The sequence below is a fragment of the Streptomyces thermoalcalitolerans genome (assembly GCF_039525155.1).
GTDB classification, from domain to species: Bacteria; Actinomycetota; Actinomycetes; order Streptomycetales; family Streptomycetaceae; genus Streptomyces; species Streptomyces thermovulgaris.
Genome location: NZ_BAAAHG010000014.1, coordinates 85,409 through 107,553 on the forward strand (window position 1 = coordinate 85,409; position 22,145 = coordinate 107,553).

The 22,145-nt window shown below is 73.1% G+C and carries 18 protein-coding genes; 2 read left to right on the top strand and 16 right to left on the bottom strand.

Annotated features, from left to right (window positions below; all coding sequences use genetic code 11):
- Window positions 1–174 precede the first annotated feature (174 nt).
- Window positions 175–870 carry a DUF5995 family protein gene (locus ABD224_RS11440; RefSeq protein ID WP_344049332.1) on the top strand — a complete coding sequence of 232 codons (696 nt, stop codon included), beginning with the start codon at window positions 175–177 and terminating at the stop codon, window positions 868–870.
- A gap of 187 nt (window positions 871–1,057) precedes the next feature.
- On the opposite strand, the gene ABD224_RS11445 is transcribed toward ABD224_RS11440, so the two are convergent.
- The 13 genes from ABD224_RS11445 to fmt form a co-directional block, all read right to left on the bottom strand.
- On the bottom strand, window positions 1,058–2,770 hold the full coding sequence (locus tag ABD224_RS11445) for a flavin monoamine oxidase family protein (protein WP_344049333.1): 1,713 nt from the start codon (window positions 2,768–2,770) through the stop codon (window positions 1,058–1,060).
- Window positions 2,771–2,846: 76 nt separating this feature from the next.
- A complete protein-coding gene (locus ABD224_RS11450) occupies window positions 2,847–3,635 on the bottom strand; it encodes a carbon-nitrogen hydrolase family protein (RefSeq protein ID WP_344049334.1) in 789 nt (262 codons plus the stop codon).
- Between the two features lie 166 nt (window positions 3,636–3,801).
- Window positions 3,802–4,182 carry a DUF742 domain-containing protein gene (locus ABD224_RS11455; RefSeq protein WP_344049335.1) on the bottom strand — a complete coding sequence of 127 codons (381 nt, stop codon included), beginning with the start codon at window positions 4,180–4,182 and terminating at the stop codon, window positions 3,802–3,804.
- Between the two features lie 7 nt (window positions 4,183–4,189).
- Window positions 4,190–4,639 carry a roadblock/LC7 domain-containing protein gene (locus ABD224_RS11460; RefSeq protein ID WP_344049336.1) on the bottom strand — a complete coding sequence of 150 codons (450 nt, stop codon included), beginning with the start codon at window positions 4,637–4,639 and terminating at the stop codon, window positions 4,190–4,192.
- Entirely contained in the window at window positions 4,629–6,905 is a 2,277-nt protein-coding gene (locus tag ABD224_RS11465; protein WP_344049337.1) for a sensor histidine kinase, read from the bottom strand. Before ABD224_RS11465 ends, ABD224_RS11460 begins: the two co-directional genes overlap by 11 nt.
- 413 nt (window positions 6,906–7,318) lie before the next feature.
- Window positions 7,319–7,771, bottom strand: coding sequence for an Lrp/AsnC family transcriptional regulator (locus ABD224_RS11470; protein ID WP_344049338.1), 453 nt, complete (start codon window positions 7,769–7,771; stop codon window positions 7,319–7,321).
- A gap of 10 nt (window positions 7,772–7,781) precedes the next feature.
- Complete coding sequence (locus ABD224_RS11475; protein WP_344049339.1) at window positions 7,782–9,278, bottom strand: amino acid permease; 1,497 nt, start codon at window positions 9,276–9,278, stop codon at window positions 7,782–7,784.
- Between the two features lie 320 nt (window positions 9,279–9,598).
- Window positions 9,599–11,041 (bottom strand): GuaB1 family IMP dehydrogenase-related protein, encoded by a 1,443-nt coding sequence (locus ABD224_RS11480; RefSeq protein WP_344049366.1) that lies wholly within the window; start codon window positions 11,039–11,041, stop codon window positions 9,599–9,601.
- A 156-nt stretch (window positions 11,042–11,197) separates the two neighbouring features.
- Window positions 11,198–11,422, bottom strand: a complete 225-nt coding sequence (locus ABD224_RS11485; protein ID WP_344049340.1) for a hypothetical protein — start codon at window positions 11,420–11,422, stop codon at window positions 11,198–11,200.
- A gap of 230 nt (window positions 11,423–11,652) precedes the next feature.
- Entirely contained in the window at window positions 11,653–12,642 is a 990-nt protein-coding gene (locus ABD224_RS11490) for a sugar-binding transcriptional regulator (RefSeq protein WP_344049341.1), read from the bottom strand.
- A gap of 156 nt (window positions 12,643–12,798) precedes the next feature.
- The gene (gene rpe / locus ABD224_RS11495) at window positions 12,799–13,485 is read right to left on the bottom strand and encodes a ribulose-phosphate 3-epimerase (protein WP_344049342.1); all 687 of its coding nucleotides are present in this window, start codon (window positions 13,483–13,485) and stop codon (window positions 12,799–12,801) included.
- A gap of 90 nt (window positions 13,486–13,575) precedes the next feature.
- On the bottom strand, window positions 13,576–15,003 hold the full coding sequence (locus ABD224_RS11500; protein ID WP_344049343.1) for an RsmB/NOP family class I SAM-dependent RNA methyltransferase: 1,428 nt from the start codon (window positions 15,001–15,003) through the stop codon (window positions 13,576–13,578).
- A gap of 82 nt (window positions 15,004–15,085) precedes the next feature.
- Window positions 15,086–16,018 carry a methionyl-tRNA formyltransferase gene (gene fmt / locus ABD224_RS11505; protein WP_344049344.1) on the bottom strand — a complete coding sequence of 311 codons (933 nt, stop codon included), beginning with the start codon at window positions 16,016–16,018 and terminating at the stop codon, window positions 15,086–15,088.
- 445 nt (window positions 16,019–16,463) lie between these two features.
- On the opposite strand from fmt, the gene ABD224_RS11510 reads away from it, so the two are divergent.
- Complete coding sequence (locus ABD224_RS11510; RefSeq protein WP_344049345.1) at window positions 16,464–16,988, top strand: hypothetical protein; 525 nt, start codon at window positions 16,464–16,466, stop codon at window positions 16,986–16,988.
- Between the two features lie 136 nt (window positions 16,989–17,124).
- Here ABD224_RS11510 and ABD224_RS11515 read toward each other — a convergent pair whose 3' ends face one another.
- The 3 genes from ABD224_RS11515 to coaBC all read right to left on the bottom strand — a co-directional run bounded on the left by ABD224_RS11515 (window position 17,125) and on the right by coaBC (window position 22,057).
- Window positions 17,125–19,272: a primosomal protein N' gene (locus tag ABD224_RS11515; protein WP_344049346.1), complete on the bottom strand. Its 2,148-nt coding sequence runs from the start codon at window positions 19,270–19,272 to the stop codon at window positions 17,125–17,127.
- Between the two features lie 134 nt (window positions 19,273–19,406).
- The gene (gene metK / locus ABD224_RS11520; RefSeq protein ID WP_344049348.1) at window positions 19,407–20,615 is read right to left on the bottom strand and encodes a methionine adenosyltransferase; all 1,209 of its coding nucleotides are present in this window, start codon (window positions 20,613–20,615) and stop codon (window positions 19,407–19,409) included.
- Between the two features lie 239 nt (window positions 20,616–20,854).
- A complete protein-coding gene (coaBC, locus tag ABD224_RS11525) occupies window positions 20,855–22,057 on the bottom strand; it encodes a bifunctional phosphopantothenoylcysteine decarboxylase/phosphopantothenate--cysteine ligase CoaBC (RefSeq protein WP_344049349.1) in 1,203 nt (400 codons plus the stop codon).
- Between the last annotated feature and the right edge of the window lie 88 nt (window positions 22,058–22,145).

The following is a 22,145-nucleotide window of genomic DNA, read 5'->3' on the forward strand; positions in this document are numbered from 1 at the left end:
GCAGGGACCCGGTCCGGTACCGCCCCTGTCCGTCCGGTACCACCCCCTCCCCCCCTGTGGCCCGCCCCCGTACCCGTGCACCCGTCTCGTGCGAAGGGTCCGGTGTTCCCCCGTTCCGGGGAAGCACCGGTCCTGTGGGCACCCGGCTCGGTCTCGTCCTGGGACCCTGCCCTCATGGGGCAATCGGTACAACTCACCCATGACCCGGTCGCCGTGGACACAGTCGTCGCCCGGATGCGCGACCTGGCCGCCACGCTGCCCGAGCGTGACGGGATCGCGGTCTTCAACCGCGTCTACCTCGGTGTCGTCGAGACGGCCGGCCGGCGCCCGACGGCACACCGGGCCGGCGGCCCTCGGTCCCGCGCCGCACTGGAGGTGCACCTCGCCGAGCGGTACCTGACCGCCGTGGACACGGCGGCCGAGGGACGTCGGGCACCGGCCTGCTGGCGACCGCTGCTGGAGTTCCGCCGCCATCCCGGCCTGCGCCCCGCGCAGTTCGCGCTGGCGGGCGTCAACGCCCACATCGGGCACGACCTGGTGCTCGCCGTGGTGGACACCTGCCGTACGCTGCGGTGCGAACCGGCCGACGTGGAAGGCGCGTTCCACCGTGCGGGCGACCTCCTCCTGGCGCTGGAGGAGCGGATTCGCGAGGAGCTGATGCCGGGCCCCGATCTGCTCCGGATCGCCGACCCGCTCACCCATCTGCTCGGTGCGTGGAGCCTGGAACGGGCGCGGGAGGCCGCCTGGTCGGCGGCACGCTCGCTGTGGGCGCTGCGCCGGCTGCCCGACCTGGCCGAGGAGTTCGCCCAGCGGCTGGACGCGGCGGTCGGCCTCGCCGGCCGGATGATGCTCACCCCGCTGCCGGCCTGACCGGGGCATCCTCCCCGGATCTCCCTGAACCCGGACCTCCCCCGAACCCCTTCGTGCGCCCGGCGCGTTGTGCTCCCGGCCGGCTTGTCGCCCCGAGGTACCGGCGATCACAAGGACCGGGGACCCTCGCCGCCCCCGGTGGACGACAAGGCGCGGGCGGCCGGGTCCGGCCGCCCGCGCGGGGCCCTCAGTCCTCGGGGAGCTCGACGGGCGCGATCTCGTCGTAGACGTCGCCCGGGCCGGGGTTGGCCGGGTCGGTGCTGCCGCCGAGGTGGTGCATGACGCCCCAGACCGCGTTCAGCGCGGTCTGGACGGCGCCCTCGGCCCAGCCGGCCGTCCAGGAGATGTCGTCGCCGGCCAGGAAGATGCCCCGCTTGTCCTCGGGCAGCCGGTCCTGCATGAAGTGGGTGAACAGGCGCCGCTGGTAGCGGTAGTGGCCGGGCAGGTTGGCCTTGAACGCGCCCATGAACCAGGGCTCGTTCTCCCAGGAGACGGTCACCGGGTTGCCGATGATGTGCTTCCTGATGTCGACCTTCGGGTAGATCTCCGACAGCGACTTCAGCATCACCTCCATCCGCTCCTCGGCGGACAGCGGCAGCCACTTGAGGCTGTCGTCGCACCAGGTGTACGACAGGCACATCACGGCGGGCCGGTCCGGGCCGTTGTCGAGGAGGTAGGTGCCGCGGGTCATGCGGTCGGTGAGCGTCATCGACATGACGTCCCGTCCGGTCGGGTTCCCCTGGTCGTCGACGGCCTTGTCGAGCCAGAACGGACGGTCGACGGGGACGAAGAGCTTGCTGGACTCCATGTAGTGGGTGCGCTCGATCGCCGTCCAGTGGTCGATCGGGAAGAGATCCTCGTCGCACTGGATCCTGGACAGCAGCAGCCAGGACTGGGCGGTGAAGATCGCCGCCTTGTAGGTGCGGATGTCGCCGCCGGCGTCCGTCACGGTGATCCGGTTGCCCGCGGTGCGGTGCAGCCGGGTGACGGCCGGACGCGGCCGGCCGTCGGGGTGCAGGGACTTCACCGAGGTGCCGTGCGGCCAGTGCACGATCTTCTCCGGCTCGCGTTCCCAGAGCCTGAGCGGCAGTTGCTGGGAGCCGCCGACGATGCTGCGGTGGTGGTTGTCGGCCTCGGTGTAGACCACGCGCAGGATCTCCAGGATGGAGTTGGGGAAGTCGGTGTCCCAGCCGCCGGTGCCGAAGCCGACCTGGCCGAAGATCTCCCGGTGCCGGAAGGACCGGAAGGCCCTGGAGTCGCACAGGAACCCGTAGAAGGTCTGGTTGTCGAGCTTCTCGACCAGCCGGGACCAGATCCGGCGGATGGTCGGCACGTCCCGTTCCCGGATGGCGCGGTTCATCGCGGAGAAGTCGGCGTCCTCCTCCAGGCACCTGTTCCAGGCGTCGGCCACGTCCCGGTAGACCTGCGGCAGGTCGTCGATGGTCTCGGCGTAGTGCGTCTCGCCCTTGAGGTCGATGACGGTCGACGGGGTCGCCTCGGACAGCGGGTTGGGGAAGGGCCGCATCTCAAGGCCCACCAGGTCGATGTAGTGCTGCAGGGCGGTGGAGGACGGCGGGAAGCGCATGGCGCCCATCTCGGCGGTCAGCGACTCGTCGCAGCCCTCGAAGCCGACGGTGCGCAGCCGGCCGCCGATCCGGTCGGCCTCGTAGACGACGGGCTTGAGGCCCATCTTCATCAGCTCGTGGGCGGCGACGATGCCGGACAGACCGCCGCCGATGATCGCGACCTCGGTGCCGTGCTCGGTGGCGGGGATCTGGCCGAGGCCCGCCGGATGGGCGAGGAAGTCGTCGTACGCGTAGGGAAAGTCCGGGCCGAACATGGTGATCGGCGGCTGCTGCTCGTCTGCGTGCTCGACGGCGTTGGGCACCGTGGACGTCATGGGGTACGGACTCCTTGCAGGGAACGTGGGGTGAGGAAAGGTCCGGAAGAGGTAGGGAAAGGAAGGATCCGGAAGGTCAGAGGAGGGACCCGTACAGGCCGGGGCGGCGGCTCTTGAGGTACGGGTTGGTCTCGCGGGAGGCGGCGAGAAGGGCGGGGTCGGCGTCGGCGACGACCAGTTCCTCGGTCCGGCCGGCGCGGGCGCGGGCGACTCCGTCGGGGCCGGCGAGCACGGAGAGTCCGGCGAACTCGAACTCGGCCTCGGTCCCCACCCGGTTGACGTAGGCGATGTACAGCTGGTTCTCGAAGGCGCGCACCGGCACAAGGGCCTCGGCGACGAACTGGAACGGGTGCATCAGCGCCGTCGGGACGACGAGGAGGTCGGTGCCGGCCAGCGCATGGGCACGCACGGTCTCCGGGAACTCCACGTCGTAGCAGACGACCAGACCGACGGTCAGACCGCCCAGCTCCGCCTGGACGACCGGCTGCTCGCCCGGGGTGAACTGCTCGCACTCGAAACCGCCGTACAGGTGGGTCTTGCGGTAGTTGGCGAGACGGGTGCCGTCGGCGGAGATCAGCTGGACGGAGTTGTGGACCGCCTCGCCGTCCCGCTCGGGGTAGCTGTAGGCGATGGCCAGGCCGTGCCGGACGGCCGTCTGTGCGACGGTGTGCGCCCAGTCGCCGTCGGCGGGCTGGGCCAGGCGGCCGATGTCGTCGCCGATCGCGTACCCGGTCACGAACATCTCCGAGGTCGCCAGCAGCCCGGCGCCCGCGGCGGCGGCGCGGCCGGCGGCGGCGTCGAGGACCTCGAGGTTCTCGGCGGCGCGGCCGGGCAGGCCGGAGCTCTGGAGCAGGGCGGTACGCATGGGCGATCCTCACCGGTACGGGGGGTTTCGGGGGGTTGACTAGACTGTATGATCAGCGGCTTCAGGCGGACAAGCCTGAGCCGTTGCGCACCGATGAGCGGTTCATTGCGTGAATTCAGGGATGTGCGGCGATTCGTTGCACAGCAGCGGTACGGCGCCTTCGAGGTCACAGTTCCCGCAGGCGTTCCACGATCTCCTGGAGCAGTACGGGGTCGGTCTCCGGGACGTCCGGCCGAAGCCGCCGGGGCGCGTCGATGCGGACGAGTCCGGCCTCGGCGAGATCGCCGAGCAGCACCCGTACGACCGTCAGCGGCAGGTCGGCGTCGGCGGCCAGTTCCACGACGGGCCGGGGGCCGTGGCGCAGGAGGCCGAGCAGGCGGGCGCGGGCATGGTCGACACCCGGCCCGCCCCCGTCCGGGTGCACGGCGGTGACCTGGGACATCAGGTCGATGGTGTGCCGGTCCGAGGGGCGGGTGCGGCCCCCTGTGACGGTGTAGGGGCGCACCATGGCCCCGGTCTCGTCCTCGTACCAGTGGTCGTCGCTCACGGCCGCATCAGGGGTCGCCGACGTCCCCGGCCGAGCGTGCGGCGGCGTTCATGTGACGGCCGACGCGGCGCACCAGCAGGGCCATCTCGTGGGCCAGCTGTCCGACGTCGGTCTGTGCGTCGCTGAGCACGGCCAGGCGGCTGCCGTCGCCCGCCGGGGTGATGAAGAGGTAGCCGTCGTCGAGCATCACCATGGTCTGCCGCACCTCTCCGGCCTTGAACCGCTCCCCCACCGAGCGGGCCAGGCCGTGGAAGCCGGAGCAGACCGCGGCGAGGTGTTCGATGTCCCGCCGGCGCATGCCCTCCGAGCAGCTCAGCAAAAGGCCGTCCGCGGTCAGCAGCACGGCCTGGCGTACGTGGTCGGTCCTGGCCACCAGGTCGTCGAGGAGCCAGTCGAGACCGGTGCCGGGCTGCTGGGGGTCCTCGGCGGGGGCCTGCGGGTTCTCGTCAGGGTGCATGGTCGGTCTCCGTCCCTTCCTCGGTGTGCTGTGCGGGGGCGGCGTCCACGGGAAGGCCCCTGCGGCCGCGGTCGAGTCCGCGCTGGAAGGCCCCGAAGACGGCCCGTATCTCCTCGGCGCTGATCTCGCGGCCGGCGGGCTCGTCGGCGGCGGGGGCTTTTGCGGGCGGCTCGGGTGCGGGGGGCTTGCGGCGGACGCGGGTGGGCAGCGGGGCCAGGGCGGCGGGGTCGTCCGGCCGGGGTGCGTCCTTCTCGAGCGTGGCCGCGGTCGCCGTCTTCCGGGAGGGCAGGGACTGCACCGGTTCCGTACGGGTCTGCTCGGCGGGCTGTGGCCGTGGGGGCGGCCCGGGTTCCGGCTCCACCTCGGCCAGCACCGTCTGCGGCAGGAGCACCACGGCCGTCGTGCCGCCGTACGGGGAGCGGGTGAGGGTGACCTGGATGCCGTGCCGGGCGGCGAGCCGGCCCACGACGTACAGGCCGAGCCGTTCGTGCCGGGTGGGGTCGAAGTCGTCGGGGCGGGTGAGGGTGAGGTGGGCGTCCTGGAGCTGGTCGTCGTCCAGGCCGAGGCCCCGGTCGTCGATCTCCAGCACGAATCCGCCGGGCGCCCGGCCGGTGCGCAGGGTGACGTGCGTGTGCGGCGGCGAGAACACCGTGGCGTTCTCCAGGAGTTCGGCGATCAGGTGCACCACGTCGGCGACGGCGTCCGCGGTGATGCCCACCGGGGGCATCGGCGAGATCTCCACGCGCGCGTAGTCCTCGATCTCGCTCACCGCGGAGGACACCACGTCGGCGATCGGCACGGGCCGGCGCCATGTGCGGCCGGGGGCGGCTCCGGAGAGGATGATCAGGCTCTCCGCGTGGCGCCGCATCCGGGTGGTCAGATGGTCGATCCGGAACAGCGCCTCGAGGGCGTCCGGGTCGTCGGTGCGCCGTTCCAGGGTGTCGACGAGTTTGAGCTGACGGTGCACCAGCGCCTGGTTGCGGCGCGCGATGTTGAGCAGGACGGCGAACTGGCCGCGGCGCAGACCGGCCTGCTTGACGGCGGCCTCGATCGCGGCGAGCCGGGCGGTGTTGAAGGAGCGGGCGACCTGGCCGATCTCGTCGGGCCGTGATTCGAGGTCGGTGAGCGGCGGTGCCTCGGCGGCCGCGTCCACCTTCTCGCCCGCGCTCAACCGGGCCATCACATCGGGCAGTTGGCTGGTGGTCAGCAGGTCGGCGGCGTCCCGCAGCGTCTCCAGGCGGCGCGAGATCCGCCGGGCGCCGCGCACCGTGAGCCACAGCGACAGTCCCACGGCGGCGAGTCCGAGCACGCCGACCACGGTGGCCCTGATCAGCTCCTGGTAGGCGAATACGCGCCCGCGCGCGGCGGCGTTCTTGGCCGACTGGGTGCACAGCTCCATGTAGCGCTTGACGGCCCGGTCGGTGGTGGTCCGCCAGGAGTCCGCGGCGACGGCCCGGCCCGCGCCCGACGCTCCGGCCCGCAGCAGGGCGTCCTCGCCCCGGATGAGGGCCCGGTGCACGTCCCCGCGCCGGAACTCCTCGAACAGGGCCCGTGAGTCACCGGGCAGTGCGGGCACATACGTCCGCTCGAAGACCCGGCGGTCCTCGATGGTGGCGGTGAGCATGTCGTACTGTGCATCGGTCAGGGTGCCGGCGGCCCGTGCCCCGGCGACGATCGCGTCCTCGCGGGAGACGAACTCCCTGACCCGCACCAGTTCGATGATGACCTGGGCCTCCCGCGCGAGCTGGCCGGCCTGCAGGGCGGTGAGCGAGGACTGGACCGAGAAGCCGGGCTCGATCAGGGTGTCGTACTCGGTCACGGCCCGGTCCCAGGTCAGACGCCGGGCCAGGACGCGGTCGCGCAGGTTCTCCAGCCGGTCGGTGACGGTCAGCATGTCGTCGAGGACCTGCCGCTGCCGGGCGGTGAGCCGGCTGCGGTCACCGCCGCGGATCGCGTCGCGCATCGCCGTCACGGCCCGGTCGGTGCGCCGCTGCTGCCGGAGCAGGTCGACGGTGGCTCCCGTGCGCGCACTGCCGCCCAAGTAGGCGGCGGTGAGCCGTCGTTCGATCTGGATCTGTCCGATCGCCGTATCCACGGGGGTGCCGAAGTCCTCGTACACTCCTTGGAGTCGGATCAGCGCGCGCAGGTCACCGGTGACCGACACCATGGCGAAGCTCCACAGCGCCATCATCGCGACCGCCGGGGCGAGCGCGAGCGCCACGATCCTGGCACGGATGGTGATGAGACGACTGATGGGCCAGCGCATGGCCTCCCCAGGACGACGGGACGGTCGCACGGCGGGACGGCACGCGGTGGCCGTCACCGGCACCGCCCTCGCGTGTTACCGCCGGGTAAATGAGTGCCGGAGACCTTACCGATCGCTTGCCGGTACCGCAATGGTTACCTGAAGTAACTCGCAGCACAGCAGGCTTTGTTCGCGCGGGGACACGCGCCGCGCGACCGGTCGGGAGGGTGCCGTGCGGCCCGGGACGCCGGGGTGCGGTGCGGCCGTACGGGCCCTGCTCCGTCCGAGGAGCGGCCCCGGCTGCCCTGCCGCGCCAAAGGGCCAAAGGGGCGCAGGGCCTCCCCGGCGTCTTCGTCCGCTCCCGCCGGCCGGGGTACCGGGTGTGCGCACCGGCGGCCTCCGGCCGCGGGCGCTCGTGAGAACGGCGGGGCGGATCATCTGGGCGCGCCGGAGGAGAACCGGCGCAGCAGCGGGGAGAGCACCAGAACGGACTTGGTCCGCTCCACGAACGGCTCACCGGCGATCCGCTCCAGGACTCGTTCGAAGTGCCGCATGTCGGCGGCGAAGACCTGGGCGATCGCGTCCGCCTCCCCGGTGACGGTGGAGGCGGACACGACCTCCGGGTAGCGCTCCAGGCCGCGCTGGATGGTCTCCGGCGAGGTGTTGCCGCGGCAGTAGATCTCCACAAACCCCTCCGTCTGCCAGCCGAGCGCCGCCGGGTCGACCCGGACGGTGAAGCCGGTGATGGCTCCGGTCGCTCGCAGCCGGTCCACGCGCCGCTTGACGGCGGGCGCGGACAGGCCGACCAGTTGCCCGATGTCCGCATAGGAGCGTCGGGCGTCCTCGGCGAGGGCGTGCACGATGCGTTCGTCGAGATCGTTCAGCACGGGTTGTCGGTCACTTCTTCGGGCCGGGTCGGTTCTCTGCCGTCGCGGGGCTCGCAGGAGCCGCGAGACGGGAACGGCGGAAGCCGTACAGGAAGTAGAACACGAGCCCGACGGCCATCCAGATTCCGAAGACCGCCCAGGTGACGGCGGACAGGCTGCCCATCATCCACACGCAGAAGCCGAAGCCCAGCGCGGGCAGCACCGGCGACAGCGGCACCCGGAAGGTGCGGTGCATGGCCGGGCGGGTCCGGCGCAGCACCACGACGGCCACATTGACCAGCGCGAAGGCGAACAGGGTGCCGATGCTGGTGGCGTCGGCGAGCTGGCCCAGCGGGACGGCGGCGGCCAGGACACCGCAGAACAGGGCGACGACCAGGGTGTTGTCGCGGGGCGCGCCGGTCCTCGGGTGGACCCGGGAGAACACCTTCGGCACCAGGCCGTCGCGGGACATCGCGAACAGGATGCGGGTCTGGCCGTACAGCACGGTCAGGACCACGCTGGCGATGGCGACGACCGCGCAGAACGCGAGCAGGGTGCCCCAGAAGGTCTGTCCGGTGACCTCGCGCATGATCTGGGCGAGCGCCGCCTCGGAGCCGGTGAAGTCCTGCCAGGGCCTGGCCCCCACGGCGACGGCCGCGACCAGGACGTAGAGCACGGTGACGATGAACAGCGACAGCATGATGGCGCGGGGCAGGTCGCGCTGGGCGTCCCTGGCCTCCTCACCGGCCGTGCTGGCGGCGTCGAAGCCGATGTACGAGAAGAACAGCGTCGCGCCGGCCGCGCTGACCCCGGCCATGCCGAGCGGCATGAAGTTCTCGTAGTTGCCGGAGCGGAAGCCCTGGACGCCGACGGCGCAGAACAGCACCAGCGCGCCGATCTTCACGACGACCATGACGGTGTTGGCACGCGCGGACTCCCGGGCACCGCCCAGCAGGAACACCGTCGCGAGCAGGACGACGACGAGCGCCGGCAGGTTGAAGACGCCTCCGTCGCCGGGTGGCGCCGCGAGGGCGGCCGGGATGGTGACGCCGATGGTCCCCCGGAGCAGCTCGTTGAGGTACTCGCCCCAGCCGACGGCGACGGCGGCCACCGACACGCCGTACTCCAGGACGAGACACCAGCCGCACACCCAGGCGATCAGCTCGCCCATCGTCGCGTACGCGTACGAGTAGGAGGACCCGGAGACGGGGATCGTGCCGGCCAGTTCGGCGTACGACAGGGCCGAGAAGAGCGCCGTCAGACCGGCGATCACGAAGGAGAGCGTGACGGCCGGACCGGCCTTGGGCACGGCCTCGCCGAGGACCACGAAGATGCCGGTGCCCAGGGTGGCACCGATGCTGATCATGGTGAGCTGCCACAGTCCCAGAGACCGCCGCAGCCTCCCGCCCTCGCCCTGTCCGCCTTCCGCGACCAGACGTTCCACGGGCTTGCGGCGCATCAGTCGGGCACCCAGGGGCGCAGAGGAAACGGTTCCGCTGTTGTGCGGGGGAACACCTTGATCGAGCACGCGCGGCTCCTTGTCGCTGCGGGTCACGGATGGCGGGACAGAGGGCGGGGCCAGTGATGCCCCGTCCCGTGGTGACCCACCGAGCGGGGTCGTCACCACGCCGTTCGTCGCGCAGAACCCTATGGGGCGCGGTTCACGGGCGTAATGCAGCAACCTTGCGCATCGGAGCAAGATCGTTGCGTTCCTCGCGACCGGACCGGGCATTCGTTGCACGGACGGAACGATCATTGCACGGGGCGGCTGTGACATGCGCACGAGGCCGCCCGGATGGTGTGCGGCCCCCGCTTCCCGGGAGGCGAGAGAGCGGGGGCCTGGGACGCTCAGTTCCAGCTGGCGTGCAGCGGCTTGCCCTCGGCGTAGCCGGCCGCGCTCTGGACGCCCACGATGGCCTTCTCCGCGAACTCCTCCAGGGTGGCGGCGCCGGCGTAGGTGCACGCGGAGCGGACGCCCGCGACGATCGAGTCGATCAGGTCCTCGACTCCCGGGCGCTCCGGGTCGAGGAACATGCGGGAGGTGGAGATGCCCTCCTCGAACAGCGCCTTGCGGGCGCGGTCGTACGCCGACTCCTCCGCGGTGCGGTAGCGCACCGCGCGGGCGGAGGCCATGCCGAACGACTCCTTGTAGGGACGGCCGTCCGCGTCGTGCTGGAGGTCGCCGGGCGACTCGTAGGTGCCGGCGAACCAGGAGCCGATCATCACATTGGACGCGCCGGCCGCGAGCGCCATCGCCACGTCGCGCGGGTGGCGGATGCCGCCGTCGGCCCACACGTGCTTGCCGTGCTTCCTCGCCTCCGCCGCGCACTCCAGGACGGCGGAGAACTGCGGGCGGCCGACGCCGGTCATCATGCGGGTGGTGCACATGGCGCCCGGTCCCACACCGACCTTGACGATGTCCGCGCCCGCCTCGACCAGGTCCCTGACTCCTTCGGCGGAGACGACGTTGCCGGCCACGACCGGCACCCGCGGATCGAGGTCGCGGACCAGCTTGATGGCGTTGATCATCGACTCCTGGTGGCCGTGCGCGGTGTCGATGACCAGGGTGTCGACGCCCGCCTCGAGCAGCTGCCGGGCCTTGCCGGCCACATCGCGGTTGATGCCCACGGCGGCGGCGATGCGCAGCCTGCCGTTCGCGTCGGTGGCCGGGGTGTAGAGGGTGGCGCGCAGGGCGCCCTTGCGGGTGAGGATGCCGGCGAGCCTGCCGTCCTTGTCGACGGCCGGGGCGTAGCGGCGGTTGGCGGCGTCGAGGGTGTTGAAGGCCTCGCGCGGGTCGATGTCCGCGTCGAGCAGCAGCAGGTCCTTGCTCATCACCACTTCGAGCTGGGTGAAGCGGTCGACGCCGGTCAGGTCCCGGTCGGTGACCACGCCGACGGGCCGGTGGTGCTCGTCGACGACCACACCGGCGTTGTGCGCGCGCTTGGGCAGCAGGGCGAGAGCGTCGGCGACCGTCTGGTGCGGTGCCAGCACGATGGGGGTGTCCAGGACGAGGTGGCGGCTCTTGACCCAGGAGATCACGTCGGTGACGACATCGATCGGGATGTCCTGGGGGATGACCACCAGCCCGCCGCGACGGGCCACGGTCTCGGCCATGCGGCGGCCGGCGACCGCGGTCATGTTGGCGACGACGAGCGGGATGGTGGTGCCCGTGCCGTCCTGGGAGCTGAGGTCCACGTCCTGACGGGAGCCGACCGCGCTGCGGCGCGGCACCATGAAGACGTCGTCGTACGTCAGGTCGTAGGCGGGCTTGATGTCGTTGAGGAAACGCACGTGCTGCACATCCCAGTCGGTCTCATGGCGGCCCCCGGGCAGGTCAGCCGGGGGGAGGAGCACGTACTTCATTGTCCCATGACGCCCGGAAGGGATCTCCTGGCCGGATTCTCCGGGTCGCCCGGCGTGTTCTCCGGGGCACGTCGCACAACGGGCTCAGGGCGCCACGGGTTCGGCCGGCATGCGGAGTTCCGGGGTGCGTTTCCCGGCCTCGGCGAGCACCTCACGCACGGTACGCCACTCCTCGGGCCGTGCGAGCGCGCAGGCCTGCCGGCCCCGGACGACGAGCAGCAGCCCCGTGCCCGCGGCGTCCCGGGGCCACAGCGAGGGATCGGCGAGACTGCCGGCGAGCGACGGCAACGGCGCTGGGGGTGCCCCCACGCCCGTCCAGGGCAGTGAGGGAGCGCGTGCCGAACCCCGCGGCCCGCGGCGCGATCCACACGGCACCCCCTGGACGGGGTGGCGGGATCGGAGGCCGTCGTCGTGGAGGACGAGCAGCCGGCCGGCAGGACGGCGAAGGTGACGAGAAGGTGACGAGGAGCCCCGCGAACACGCGGGGACGAACCGCGACAGCATGCCGTGCGCTCCCCCGGCCGTCCCGCGCGGGCTCGTCAGATGCCGTCCGGGTCCGTCCGGTCGAGGGCGGGCCTCGGGGCGGGCCCCGCCGTCATCAGGTAGTCCGCGGCCGAGGTGTCCGTCACCAGGCTGGTGACCAGGCCGGAGCGCAGCACCGCGTCGATCGCCGCCGCCTTGCGCTGCCCGCCCGCGATCGCGACGACCTCGGGGACACGGCGCAGCTGCTCGGCCTTGACCGTGATGCACCGCTCCCCCAGGTCCCGTCCGATCCGGCGGCCCTCGGCGTCGAAGAGGTGGGCGGCCATCTCGGCGGCGACGCCGAGCGAGGCGTAGTGGGCGCGCTCCTCCTCGCTGAGCATGTCGTGCACCGTGGAGATGCCCGGCTCCCAGGAGCCGATGGACACACAGGCGACGGTGACCTTGTCGAAGTACTCGAACGCGCGCGCGATCCCGGTCTGGTTGCGCAGCGCCGCCGCGGTGGCCGCGTCCGGCAGGAGCATCGGCGCGTAGATGGGGTGGGCGTCGCCGCCGGAGACCTGGGCGGCGCGGCGCACGGCCTCCACCGAGCCGCGCTCGGAGGTTCCGGCGTCGTACACGCCCGTCAGCTGCACCACCGTGCACGGCGGCAGCCGGTCCAGGGCCGCCGCCATGTGGATGGTGGAGCGACCCCAGGCCAGGCCGAGGACGTCCCCCTCGTTGACGAGTTCGCCGAGCAGGTCGGCGGCCACCTCGCCGAGGTTCTCCGGATCCGGCGTCTCCTCCGCGTCCGCCGGGGATTCGACGACAACGGCGTGCCTGAGGCCGTAGCGGGCGCGAAGCGCATCGGAGCGCTCGGCGTCCAGCTCGGCCGGCACCCGGATCTCGATGCGGACAAGATCCCGTTCGAGAGCGGTCTCCAGGACCCGGGCCACCTTGAAACGGCTGACGCCGAACTCCTCGGCGATCTGGATCTTGGACTTGCCCTCGAGGTAGAAGCGACGGGCCATGGCCGCCGCCTGCACCAGCTCAGCGGGTCCCATCCTCATTGCCGATCGGCCCGCTGACATACCCGCCACGGCGCTCTCCTCACTGCTGTTCCCACTCTGGCCTCGCCGTTCATCCTTGCAGATCCGACGCGTTCGATCAGTCCTGACGGGAGCCGTTCACGCACCTCGTCCGCTCGGTGACGCCGCGTCACCCGTTCAGTGACCGCACGCCCAGGACGCCTTCGCGGTCGCCGCCTCCGCCCGGGCGCGCAGCGCACGGACCGCCTCGGCCGGGTCCTTCTCCCCGTACACCGCCGAGCCGGCCACAAAGACATCGGCGCCGGCGTCCGCGCACTGCTCGATCGTGGCGGCCGACACCCCGCCGTCGACCTGGAGCCACAGCTGCAGGCCGTGCTTGCTGATCAGCTCCCTGGTGCGACGGATCTTGGGCAGCATGATGTCGAGGAACGCCTGCCCGCCGAAACCCGGCTCCACCGTCATGATCAGGATCATGTCGAGCTCGGGGAGCAGGTCCTCGTACGGCTCGATGGGGGTGGCGGGCTTGAGGGCCATCGAGGCCCGGGCGCCCTTGGCACGGATCTCACGGGCCAGCCGGACGGGGGCGGAGGCCGCCTCCACATGGAAGGTCACCGAGGAGGCACCCGCTTCGACGTACTGCGGCGCCCAGCGATCGGCCTGCTCGATCATCAGATGGCAGTCCAGCGGGATGTCCGTCGCCCGGGCCAGCGACTCCACCACCGGGACTCCGAGCGTCAGGTTCGGCACGAAATGGTTGTCCATCACGTCGACATGGAGCCAGTCGGCTCCCTCGACCGCCTTCGCCTCCTCGGCGAGACGGGCGAAGTCGGCGGACAGGATACTGGGGTTGATCTGCACGGCCATGCCCCAAGCGTGCCATGCCCCGGCCCGGTTGTTCGCGCCGGTCCCCGGCGGGCGTCCGGGTGCGGTCCCAGCCGGTGCGGCGGATGGGTCTCAGCCGGTGCGCCGGATCAGGGCCAGATACATCGCGTCGGTCCCGTGCCGGTGCGGCCACAGCTGGACGTCGGGGCCGTCGCCGAGGTCCGGGACGCCCGGGAGAAGGGGGCGGGCGTCGATCAGGCCGGCCCCGGGGAACTGCTTGAGCAGGTCGGCGACGACCGCGCGGGTCTCGGCCGGATGGGGCGAGCAGGTGGCGTAGCCGACCACACCGCCGACGCGCACGGACTCGAGGGCCGTGCGCAGCAGACCGCGCTGGAGCGGGGCGAAGACCTCCAGGTCCTCGGGGCGGCGCCGCCAGCGTGCCTCGGGACGGCGGCGCAGGGCGCCGAGGCCGGTGCAGGGGACGTCGACGAGAACGCGGTCGAAGCTGCCGGGACGCCACGCCGGGCGGGTGCCGTCGGCGGTGATCACCTGGTACGGGCCGGGGTTGCCGGCGAGCGCTCTGGCCACCAGACCGGCCCGGTGGTGCTGCTTCTCGGCGGCGACCAGGACGGCTCCGCGTTCGGCGGCGAGCGCCGCGAGCAGGGCCGCCTTGCCGCCGGGGCCGGCGCAGCCGTCGAGCCACTTCTTGTCGGGGCCGTCGAGGGGGGCGTTCGCCAGGGCGAGGGCGACGAGCTGGCTGCCCTCGTCCTGGACACCGGCCCGGCCCTCCCGTACGGCGGCCACGGCGCCCGGCTCGCCGCCCTCGGCGAGCCGTACGGCGTACGGCGACCAGCGGCCCGGGACGGCGGCCTCCTCGCGCAGCAGCTCCTCGGTGCCGGCGCGGCCCGGCCGGGCGACCAGGGTCACCTCGGGCCGCTCGTTGTCGGCCCGCAGCAGGTCCTCGATGTCCGTGCGTCCGCCGCCGAGGGAGTCCCACAGGGCGGAGACGATCCAGCGGGGGTGGGAGTGGACGACGGCGAGGTGCTCCTCGGGGTCCTCGTCCCAGGGCGGGGCGACCTTCTCCAGCCAGCCGTCGAGGTCGTCGCGCGCGACCTTGCGCAGCACGGCGTTGACGAACCTGGCCCGGCCGTCGCCGAGCACGACCCGTGCGAGCTCGACGGTGGCGGACACGGCGGCGTGGCTCGGGATGCGGGTGCCGAGCAGCTGGTGGACGCCGAGGCTCAGCACGTCCAGGACCGGCGGGTCGACGTCCTTCAGCGGCCGGTCGACACAGGCGGCGAGGACCGCGTCGTACGTCCCCCGGCGGCGCAGCGTGCCGTACACCAGCTCGGTGGCCAGCGCGGCGTCCCGCCCGTCGAACTTCTCGGGCCCCTCCTTCCCGCGGGCCTTGCGCAGCAGGGGCGGCAGGACGAGGTTGGCGTAGGCGTCCCGCTCGTCCACGGCGCGCAGCGCCTCGAAGGCGAGGATGCGGACGGGGTCCTTCCTGGGACGGCGGTAGGGCTTGGCGGGCCTGCGGGGCCGACGGGGGGTGTCGCTCACGAAAAGGTGCTCCGGAGGTCTGGGGATGCCGCGCCCGGGTGTGCGGCGTCCCCCAGCCTACGTCCCGGGCCGGGCCGGCCGGTCAGCCCCCGAGGGTCTCGTTCCCAAAGATGCGCACACCGCGCGCCCAGTCCGCGGCCGCCATCGGCTTCTTGCCCTGGGCCTGCACCCACAGCAGCTCCACGGCGTACGACCCGGTGCCGACGTGCACGCTCCTCTTGCCGGCGGCGATGACGCCCGGGGCCAGGTCGGTGCGGTCGGGCACGGGCGCGACCTGGATCAGCTTGAGCCGCTCGCCGCGGAACGTGGTCCAGGCACCGGGGGCCGGGGTGCAGGCGCGCACCACACGGTCCACGCGCAGAGCGGGGGCGGTCCAGTCGATCCTGGCGTCCTCGACGGTGATCTTGGGGGCGAAGGAGACGCCCTCGGACGGCTGCGGTACGGGCTTCAGGGTGCCGTCCTCGATGCCGTCCATGGTGGCGGCGAGCAGCCCGGCGCCGGCGAGGGCGAGCCGGGTGAGCAGGTCGCCGCTGGTGTCGGTGGGCCGGATCGCCTCCGTGACGGTGCCGTAGACCGGACCGGAGTCCAGCCCCTCCTCGATGAGGAAGGTGGACGCGCCGGTGATCTCGTCCCCCGCCATGAGGGCGTGCTGCACGGGGGCGGCGCCGCGCCAGGCGGGCAGCAGGGAGAAGTGCAGGTTGACCCAGCCGTGGACGGGGATGTCCAGGGCGGCCCTGGGCAGCAGGGCGCCGTAGGCGACGACGGGACAGCAGTCCGGGCCGATCTCCCTGAGCCGCTCCAGGAACTCCGGCTCCCCCGGCTTGAGCGGCTTGAGCACCTCGATGCCGGCCTCCTCCGCCCGCTCGGCGACCGGACTGGCGACCATCCGGCGCCCGCGTCCGGCCGGCGCGTCGGGCCGGGTGACCACGGCGGCCACCTCGTGCCGCCCGGAGGCGAGCAGAGCGTCCAGGGCGGGAATGGCGACCTCTGGGGTACCGGCGAAGACGAGCTTCATGGAACGGCTTGGCCCTCTCAGGCGGAACGGACGACGACCGGCGCACCAGTCTATGACCACGGCCACAGGGCCGTCGCCGGACAAGGCCGGGGCCACGGGACACGCCGGTCCGCCGGAGGTGTGCGGCCGGCGGGCCCGGACAAGGGCCGGGGCGCGGGACGCGCCCGGGTCCCTTCGGGCCGGGGCTCCCGTCGCCCCGGTGGCCGCCGGGCGGCGGGCGGCGCCGGCCGATGGCGATGGCGGGACAGGGCAGCGGACAGGGCGGTGGACGGGACGGCGGGCGCCAGGGGGCGCAGCGCAGGGCATGCACGGGGCGTGCATATATGCCGCCACGCCCCCCGCAGCGTGACCAGCGGGGCGAAGGAGCGTTGGTCAAGAAAGAGTTGACCCAACGGGCCGTCCGCACGGCCCGGTTCCTTTCAACGCCGGTTCGAGAGGCTTGTTCATGGCCGACCACGCAACTCACGACGCCCAGGCCCGGGCCAGTCTGCACCTGCTGGTGCGGGACATCGAGCGGGTCCGCCGGCAGGTGGACGCACTGCGCACGCTCACCGCCCAGCTGGGCAACGTCTACCGTCCGCGCCGCTCCGGCCCCTCCACGGGCTTCGTCGTCTACGGACGCGCCCCCGCCCCGACGGTCCGTCTCGCGCAGGAGCTGCGGGACAGTGTCGAGAGCCTGGTCACGGCCGCCGTGGACTTCGACCGCTCGCTGGGCTTCTCGTGGGACGCCGTGGGCTCCGCCCTCGGTGTCACCAAGCAGGCCGTCCACCGCCGTTACGGCACCCGCCGCGCCGCCGCGCAGGCAGCGGCCGAGGCCGAGCGGACCCCTGAGCCCTCGGGCACCCGTACGGTCAACGTCGGCACCGGCATCCCCGCGGCCCGCTCCATGCCGGCCCAGCCCACCGCCGGCAGCTCCGCCCTTCGCGACGAGGTCCGCACCACGGTCTTCCCGGCCCCCCGCAACGGCTGACCCCCGCCGTCTCCCCGGCCCGGCCGGGAAGACGGACCCCGGCGTCCGCCGGCGGCGGCGCCCCGCGCGGCAGCCGCCCGCGGAGTCCCTCCCCGGGCGGCCCGGCACGGCACGGCCGGGGCCCGGCGGACGCCCGTCAGCCGATGTCCGGCGGGTCGATGCGCACCCGGACCGTCTCGCCGCCTCCCTTGGCCATCCGGATCGCCTGGGCGGACTTCAGGGCGGCGGCGAGGGCGGCTCCACGGCCGGGCGGGACGCGGACCAGGGCACGGACCCAGTGCTCTCCCGGCGGGGGCGCGCCCGGGCGCCGCGGACGGCCGGGAGGCGTGACCGGAAGCGGGACGGGACCCAGCACCTCGGCCTCACGCGGAAGGCCGACGGTGGAGAGGAAGCCGGTGACCGCCTCCTCCGGGCCGGACACGGCCGCCATGCGGGACACCGGCGGGAAGCCCAGCTCCGCGCGTTCGGCCAGCTCCCGCAGCGCATGGCCGACGGGATCCCACCGCACCAGGGCCTGCACCGGCCGCAGGGCCGGCTCGGCGACGACGACCACGGTGCCGCCCGCCTCCTGCGGCCGCACCAGCGCGGCGGCCGCGATCCAGCGCCGCAGCGCGTCCTCGCCCGCCCGCAGGTCGGGCCGCGCGAGCATGGCCCAGCCGTCCAGCAGCAGCGCGGCCGCGTACCCGCCTTCGGCGACCGGCTCGGCACCCGGGGTGCTCACCACGAGCGCGGGGGTGCCCGGCACCGTGTCCAGCACATGCTCGCGCCCCGAGGTCCGCACCGGCACGGCGGGAAAGGCCCGCCCCAGCTCCTCGGCGGTCCGCCGGGCCCCGACGACCTGGGCGCGCAGCCGGGAGGCGCCGCACTCCGGGCAGTGCCAGGCGGTCTCCTCACGCCCGCACCATCCGCACCGCAGCGCCCGGTCGTCCTGCGCCTGCAGGGGCCCGGCGCAGGGCCGGCACCGCGCGGGCGTCCGGCACCGTGTGCAGGCCAGCCGCGGCACATAGCCCCGGCGGGGCACCTGCACCAGGACGGGCCCGTGCCGCAGCCCCTCCCTGGCCGTCTGCCAGGCGAGCGACGGCAGCCGGGCGGCCCGGGCGGCCTCGTCGCGTGCGAGCTCGCCGTCGCTCACGGTGCGCACGAGCGGAGCCGCCCCGCGCACCTGCTGCCGCGTTGCGACCAGCGGCCGGGCCCAGCCGCTCTCGACGAGCTGTGCCGCCTCCACCGTGCAGCTCCAGCCCCCCAGCAGAAAGGCGCACTTGCTCTGCACGGTGCGCAGCAGCAGCACCTCGCGGGCGTGCGGCTGCGGTGCGTGCTGCTCGCTGTGACTGTCGTCCCCGTCGTCCCAGAGCGCCACCAGCCCGAGGTTGTGCACCGGTGCGAACATGGCCGCCCGCGTTCCCACCACGGCCCGCACGGAGCCCCTGCGCACCGCGAGCCACTGCCGGTACCGCTTCTCGGGTCCCGCGTCGGCGGTGAGCAGCACATGCCGTCCCTCGCCCAGAAGGGCGGTCAGCGCGGCGTCCACCCGGGCGGCGGTCCTCCCGTCGGGTACGACGACGAGCGCGCCCCGTCCCGAGGCGAGCGTGGCGGCGACCGCGCGGGCCAGCTCCTCGCTCCACGCGGGTCCGGGGAGCGCGTTCCACACGGCACGTGGCGAGGCGCCCCCGGCCAGCGCCGCCAGAAAGGCCGGTCCCCGCTCGTACCGGCCCCAGGAGCCGGCCTCGGGGGCGGGCGGGGGCGGCAGCGGTGCCGGGGAGGGCTGCTGCTCGGCCCGGGCGTTGCGCGGCGGCACGGCGAGCTGGAGCACATCGGCGACGCTGCCCGCGTACCGGTCGGCGACGGCTCGTGCGAGGCCCAGCAGTTCCTCGCTGAGCACGGGCTCGGGCGACACGACCTGGGCGAGCGCGGCCAGCGGCCCGGAGTAGTCCGTCTCGGCCCGTCGCTCGATCAGATATCCGTCGATGAGCCCGCCGCCCTCGCGCCGTCCCTCCCGCACCCGGTGCCGTCCGGCCCCGAACCGCACCCGCACCCGCACCCCGGGCTGTGCGTCGGCGTCCAGCTCGGCCGGCACGGCGTAGTCGAAGTACCGGTCGAGGTGCAGCACGCCCTTGTCGACCAGCACCCGGGCCACCGGCAGGTTCTCGGCGAGCGCGGCGCCCCGCCAGGTCCGCGGCTTGGCCCGGGGTTCCTTGGCCTTGCGCACGCTCTCCCGGATGAGCGCGAGCTGCTCCGGCGGCGCCCCCGCGGCGTCGCCGTGCCCCGTACCGTTCTCGCTGCTCACGCTTGCATTCCTACCAAACGGGGCCGACAACCGGCGGCGCCTGGAGCGTTGCCCCCGCTCGGCGGTCCCGGCGTGCGCCGAGGCCCGGACCCCGTGGGGTCCGGGCCTCGGTCCGGCTCGGTGCGGGCCGTGCCCTACAGCCCCGCCGCCGCGCGCAGGGCGTCCACGCGGTCGGTGCGCTCCCAGGTGAAGTCGGGCAGCTCGCGGCCGAAGTGGCCGTAGGCGGCCGTCTGGGCGTAGATCGGGCGCAGCAGGTCCAGATCGCGGATGATGGCGGCCGGACGCAGGTCGAAGACCTCGTCGATCGCCTTCTCGATCTTCTCCAGCTCCACCTTGTGCGTGCCGAAGGTCTCCACGAACAGACCCACCGGCTCGGCCTTGCCGATCGCGTACGCCACCTGCACCTCGCACCGCGAGGCCAGGCCCGCCGCCACCACGTTCTTGGCCACCCAGCGCATCGCGTACGCCGCCGAGCGGTCCACCTTCGACGGGTCCTTGCCGGAGAACGCGCCGCCGCCGTGGCGGGCCATGCCGCCGTAGGTGTCGATGATGATCTTGCGGCCGGTCAGGCCCGCGTCCCCCATCGGGCCGCCGATCTCGAACCGGCCGGTGGGGTTGACCAGCAGGCGGTAGTTCTCGGTGTCCAGCTTGATGCCGTCGTCCAGCAGCGCCTTCAGCTCCGGCTCCACGACGAACTCGCGGATGTCGGGAGCGAGCAGCGAGTCCAGGTCGATGTCGCTGGCGTGCTGCGAGGAGACCACCACGGTGTCCAGGCGCACCGCCTTGTCGCCGTCGTACTCGATGGTGACCTGGGTCTTGCCGTCGGGGCGCAGGTAGGGGATCGTGCCGTTCTTGCGCACGTCCGCCAGCCGCTTGGCCAGCCGGTGCGCCAGGAAGATCGGCAGCGGCATCAGCGTCGGCGTCTCGTCCGTCGCGTAGCCGAACATCAGGCCCTGGTCGCCCGCGCCCTGCCGGTCCAGCTCGTCGTCGTCGCCCTCCACCCGGGCCTCGTACGCCGCGTCCACGCCCTGGGCGATGTCCGGGGACTGCGCCCCGATCGACACCGACACCCCGCAGGAGGCGCCGTCGAAGCCCTTCTTGGAGGAGTCGTAGCCGATCTCGAGAATCTTGTTGCGGACCAGCGTGGCGATGTCCGCGTAGGCCTTGGTGGTGACCTCGCCGGCCACATGCACCAGACCGGTGGTGATCATCGTCTCCACGGCGACCCGGGAGGCCGGGTCCTCGCGCAGCAGCGCGTCGAGAATGGAGTCACTGATCTGGTCAGCGATCTTGTCGGGGTGACCCTCGGTGACGGACTCCGAGGTGAACAGGCGACGGGACACAGCGCTCCCTGGGTTTGCAGCGGCTGCTGGCTGATCATTGATGGACGACACGGGGACCGCGCCCGGCGTCGTCCGCGAACAGTTTATCGGTCGCGCCCGGTCACCGCCCCACCTGTCTCGCCTCGCGGAAGCGCTGTGACCTGCGGCACGGGCATTCTGCCCAATGCCCGGTGAACTTGACCAGAGCCGCCACGCGGCAAAGCGGAAAGCACCGGGGAAAGGCTGAAAACGGACGGTGGTCAGCCCAGCCGGGCGGCCACGAGGTCCCACACGGTTTCGGCCAGGGCCTCCTTCGGCCCGTGCGGCACCGGGGTTTCGCCGCCGTCGGCGGCCAGCACCACGGCCTCGTTCTCCTCCGCGCCGAAGGTCCTGCGCTCCCCCACCTCATTGACCACCAGCAGGTCGCAGCCCTTGCGGGCGAGTTTCCTGCGGCCGTTGGCGAGGACGTCGTCGGTCTCGGCGGCGAAGCCCACGATCACCTGTCCGGGCCGCGCTCGATCGGCCGATATCTCCGCGAGGATGTCCGGATTGCGCACCAGGGCGAGGGGCTCGGGCTCCTGGTCGTCCTTCTTCTTGATCTTTCCGGTCGCGTAGCTCGCGGGGCGGAAGTCGGCGACGGCGGCGGCCATGACCACCGCGTCGGCGTCCGCGGCCGCCTTCAGCACGGCCTCCCGCAGCTGCAGGGCCGTCTCGACCCGGACGACGTCCGCACCCGCCGGGTCCGGCAGGGCGGTGTTCGCGGCGATCAGTGTGACCCGGGCGCCCCGGGCCACCGCCGTGCGCGCGAGGGCGTAGCCCTGCTTGCCGGAGGAGCGGTTGCCGAGGAAGCGGACGGGGTCCAGGGGCTCGCGGGTGCCGCCGGCGCTGACGACGACGTGCCGGCCGGTGAGGTCGGGCTCGCGCACCCCCCGGGCGAGGACACGGCGGCAGACCTCGAAGATCTCCACCGGCTCGGGCAGCCGGCCCTTGCCGGTGTCGGCGCCGGTCAGCCGGCCGACCGCCGGTTCGAGGACGACCGCGCCGCGGCGGCGCAGCGTGGCCACGTTCTCCTGGGTGGCCGGGTGCTCCCACATCTCCGTGTGCATGGCGGGGGCGAAGACCACCGGGCAGCGGGCGGTGAGCAGGGTGTTCGTCAGAAGGTCGTCGGCGAGGCCGTGGGCGGCCCTGGCCAGGACGTCCGCCGTGGCCGGGGCCACGACGACCAGGTCGGCCTGCTGGCCGATGCGCACGTGCGGGACCTCGTGCACGTCGTCCCAGACCTCGGTGGAGACGGGGTTGCCGGACAGGGCGGACCAGGTGGCGGCCCCGACGAAGTGCAGGGCGGAGGCCGTGGGGACGACCCGCACGTCGTGCCCCGACTCCGTCAGCCTGCGCAGCAGCTCGCACGCCTTGTACGCGGCGATGCCGCCGCTGACCCCCAGAACGACCCTCGGCTTGTCCACCGTCTCTCCCCGGCTCGGAAACGTACGACCTCATGCTGCCTCACCGTCCGGGGGACGCTCCCCGTCCCCCGGACGGACCACAGGCCCG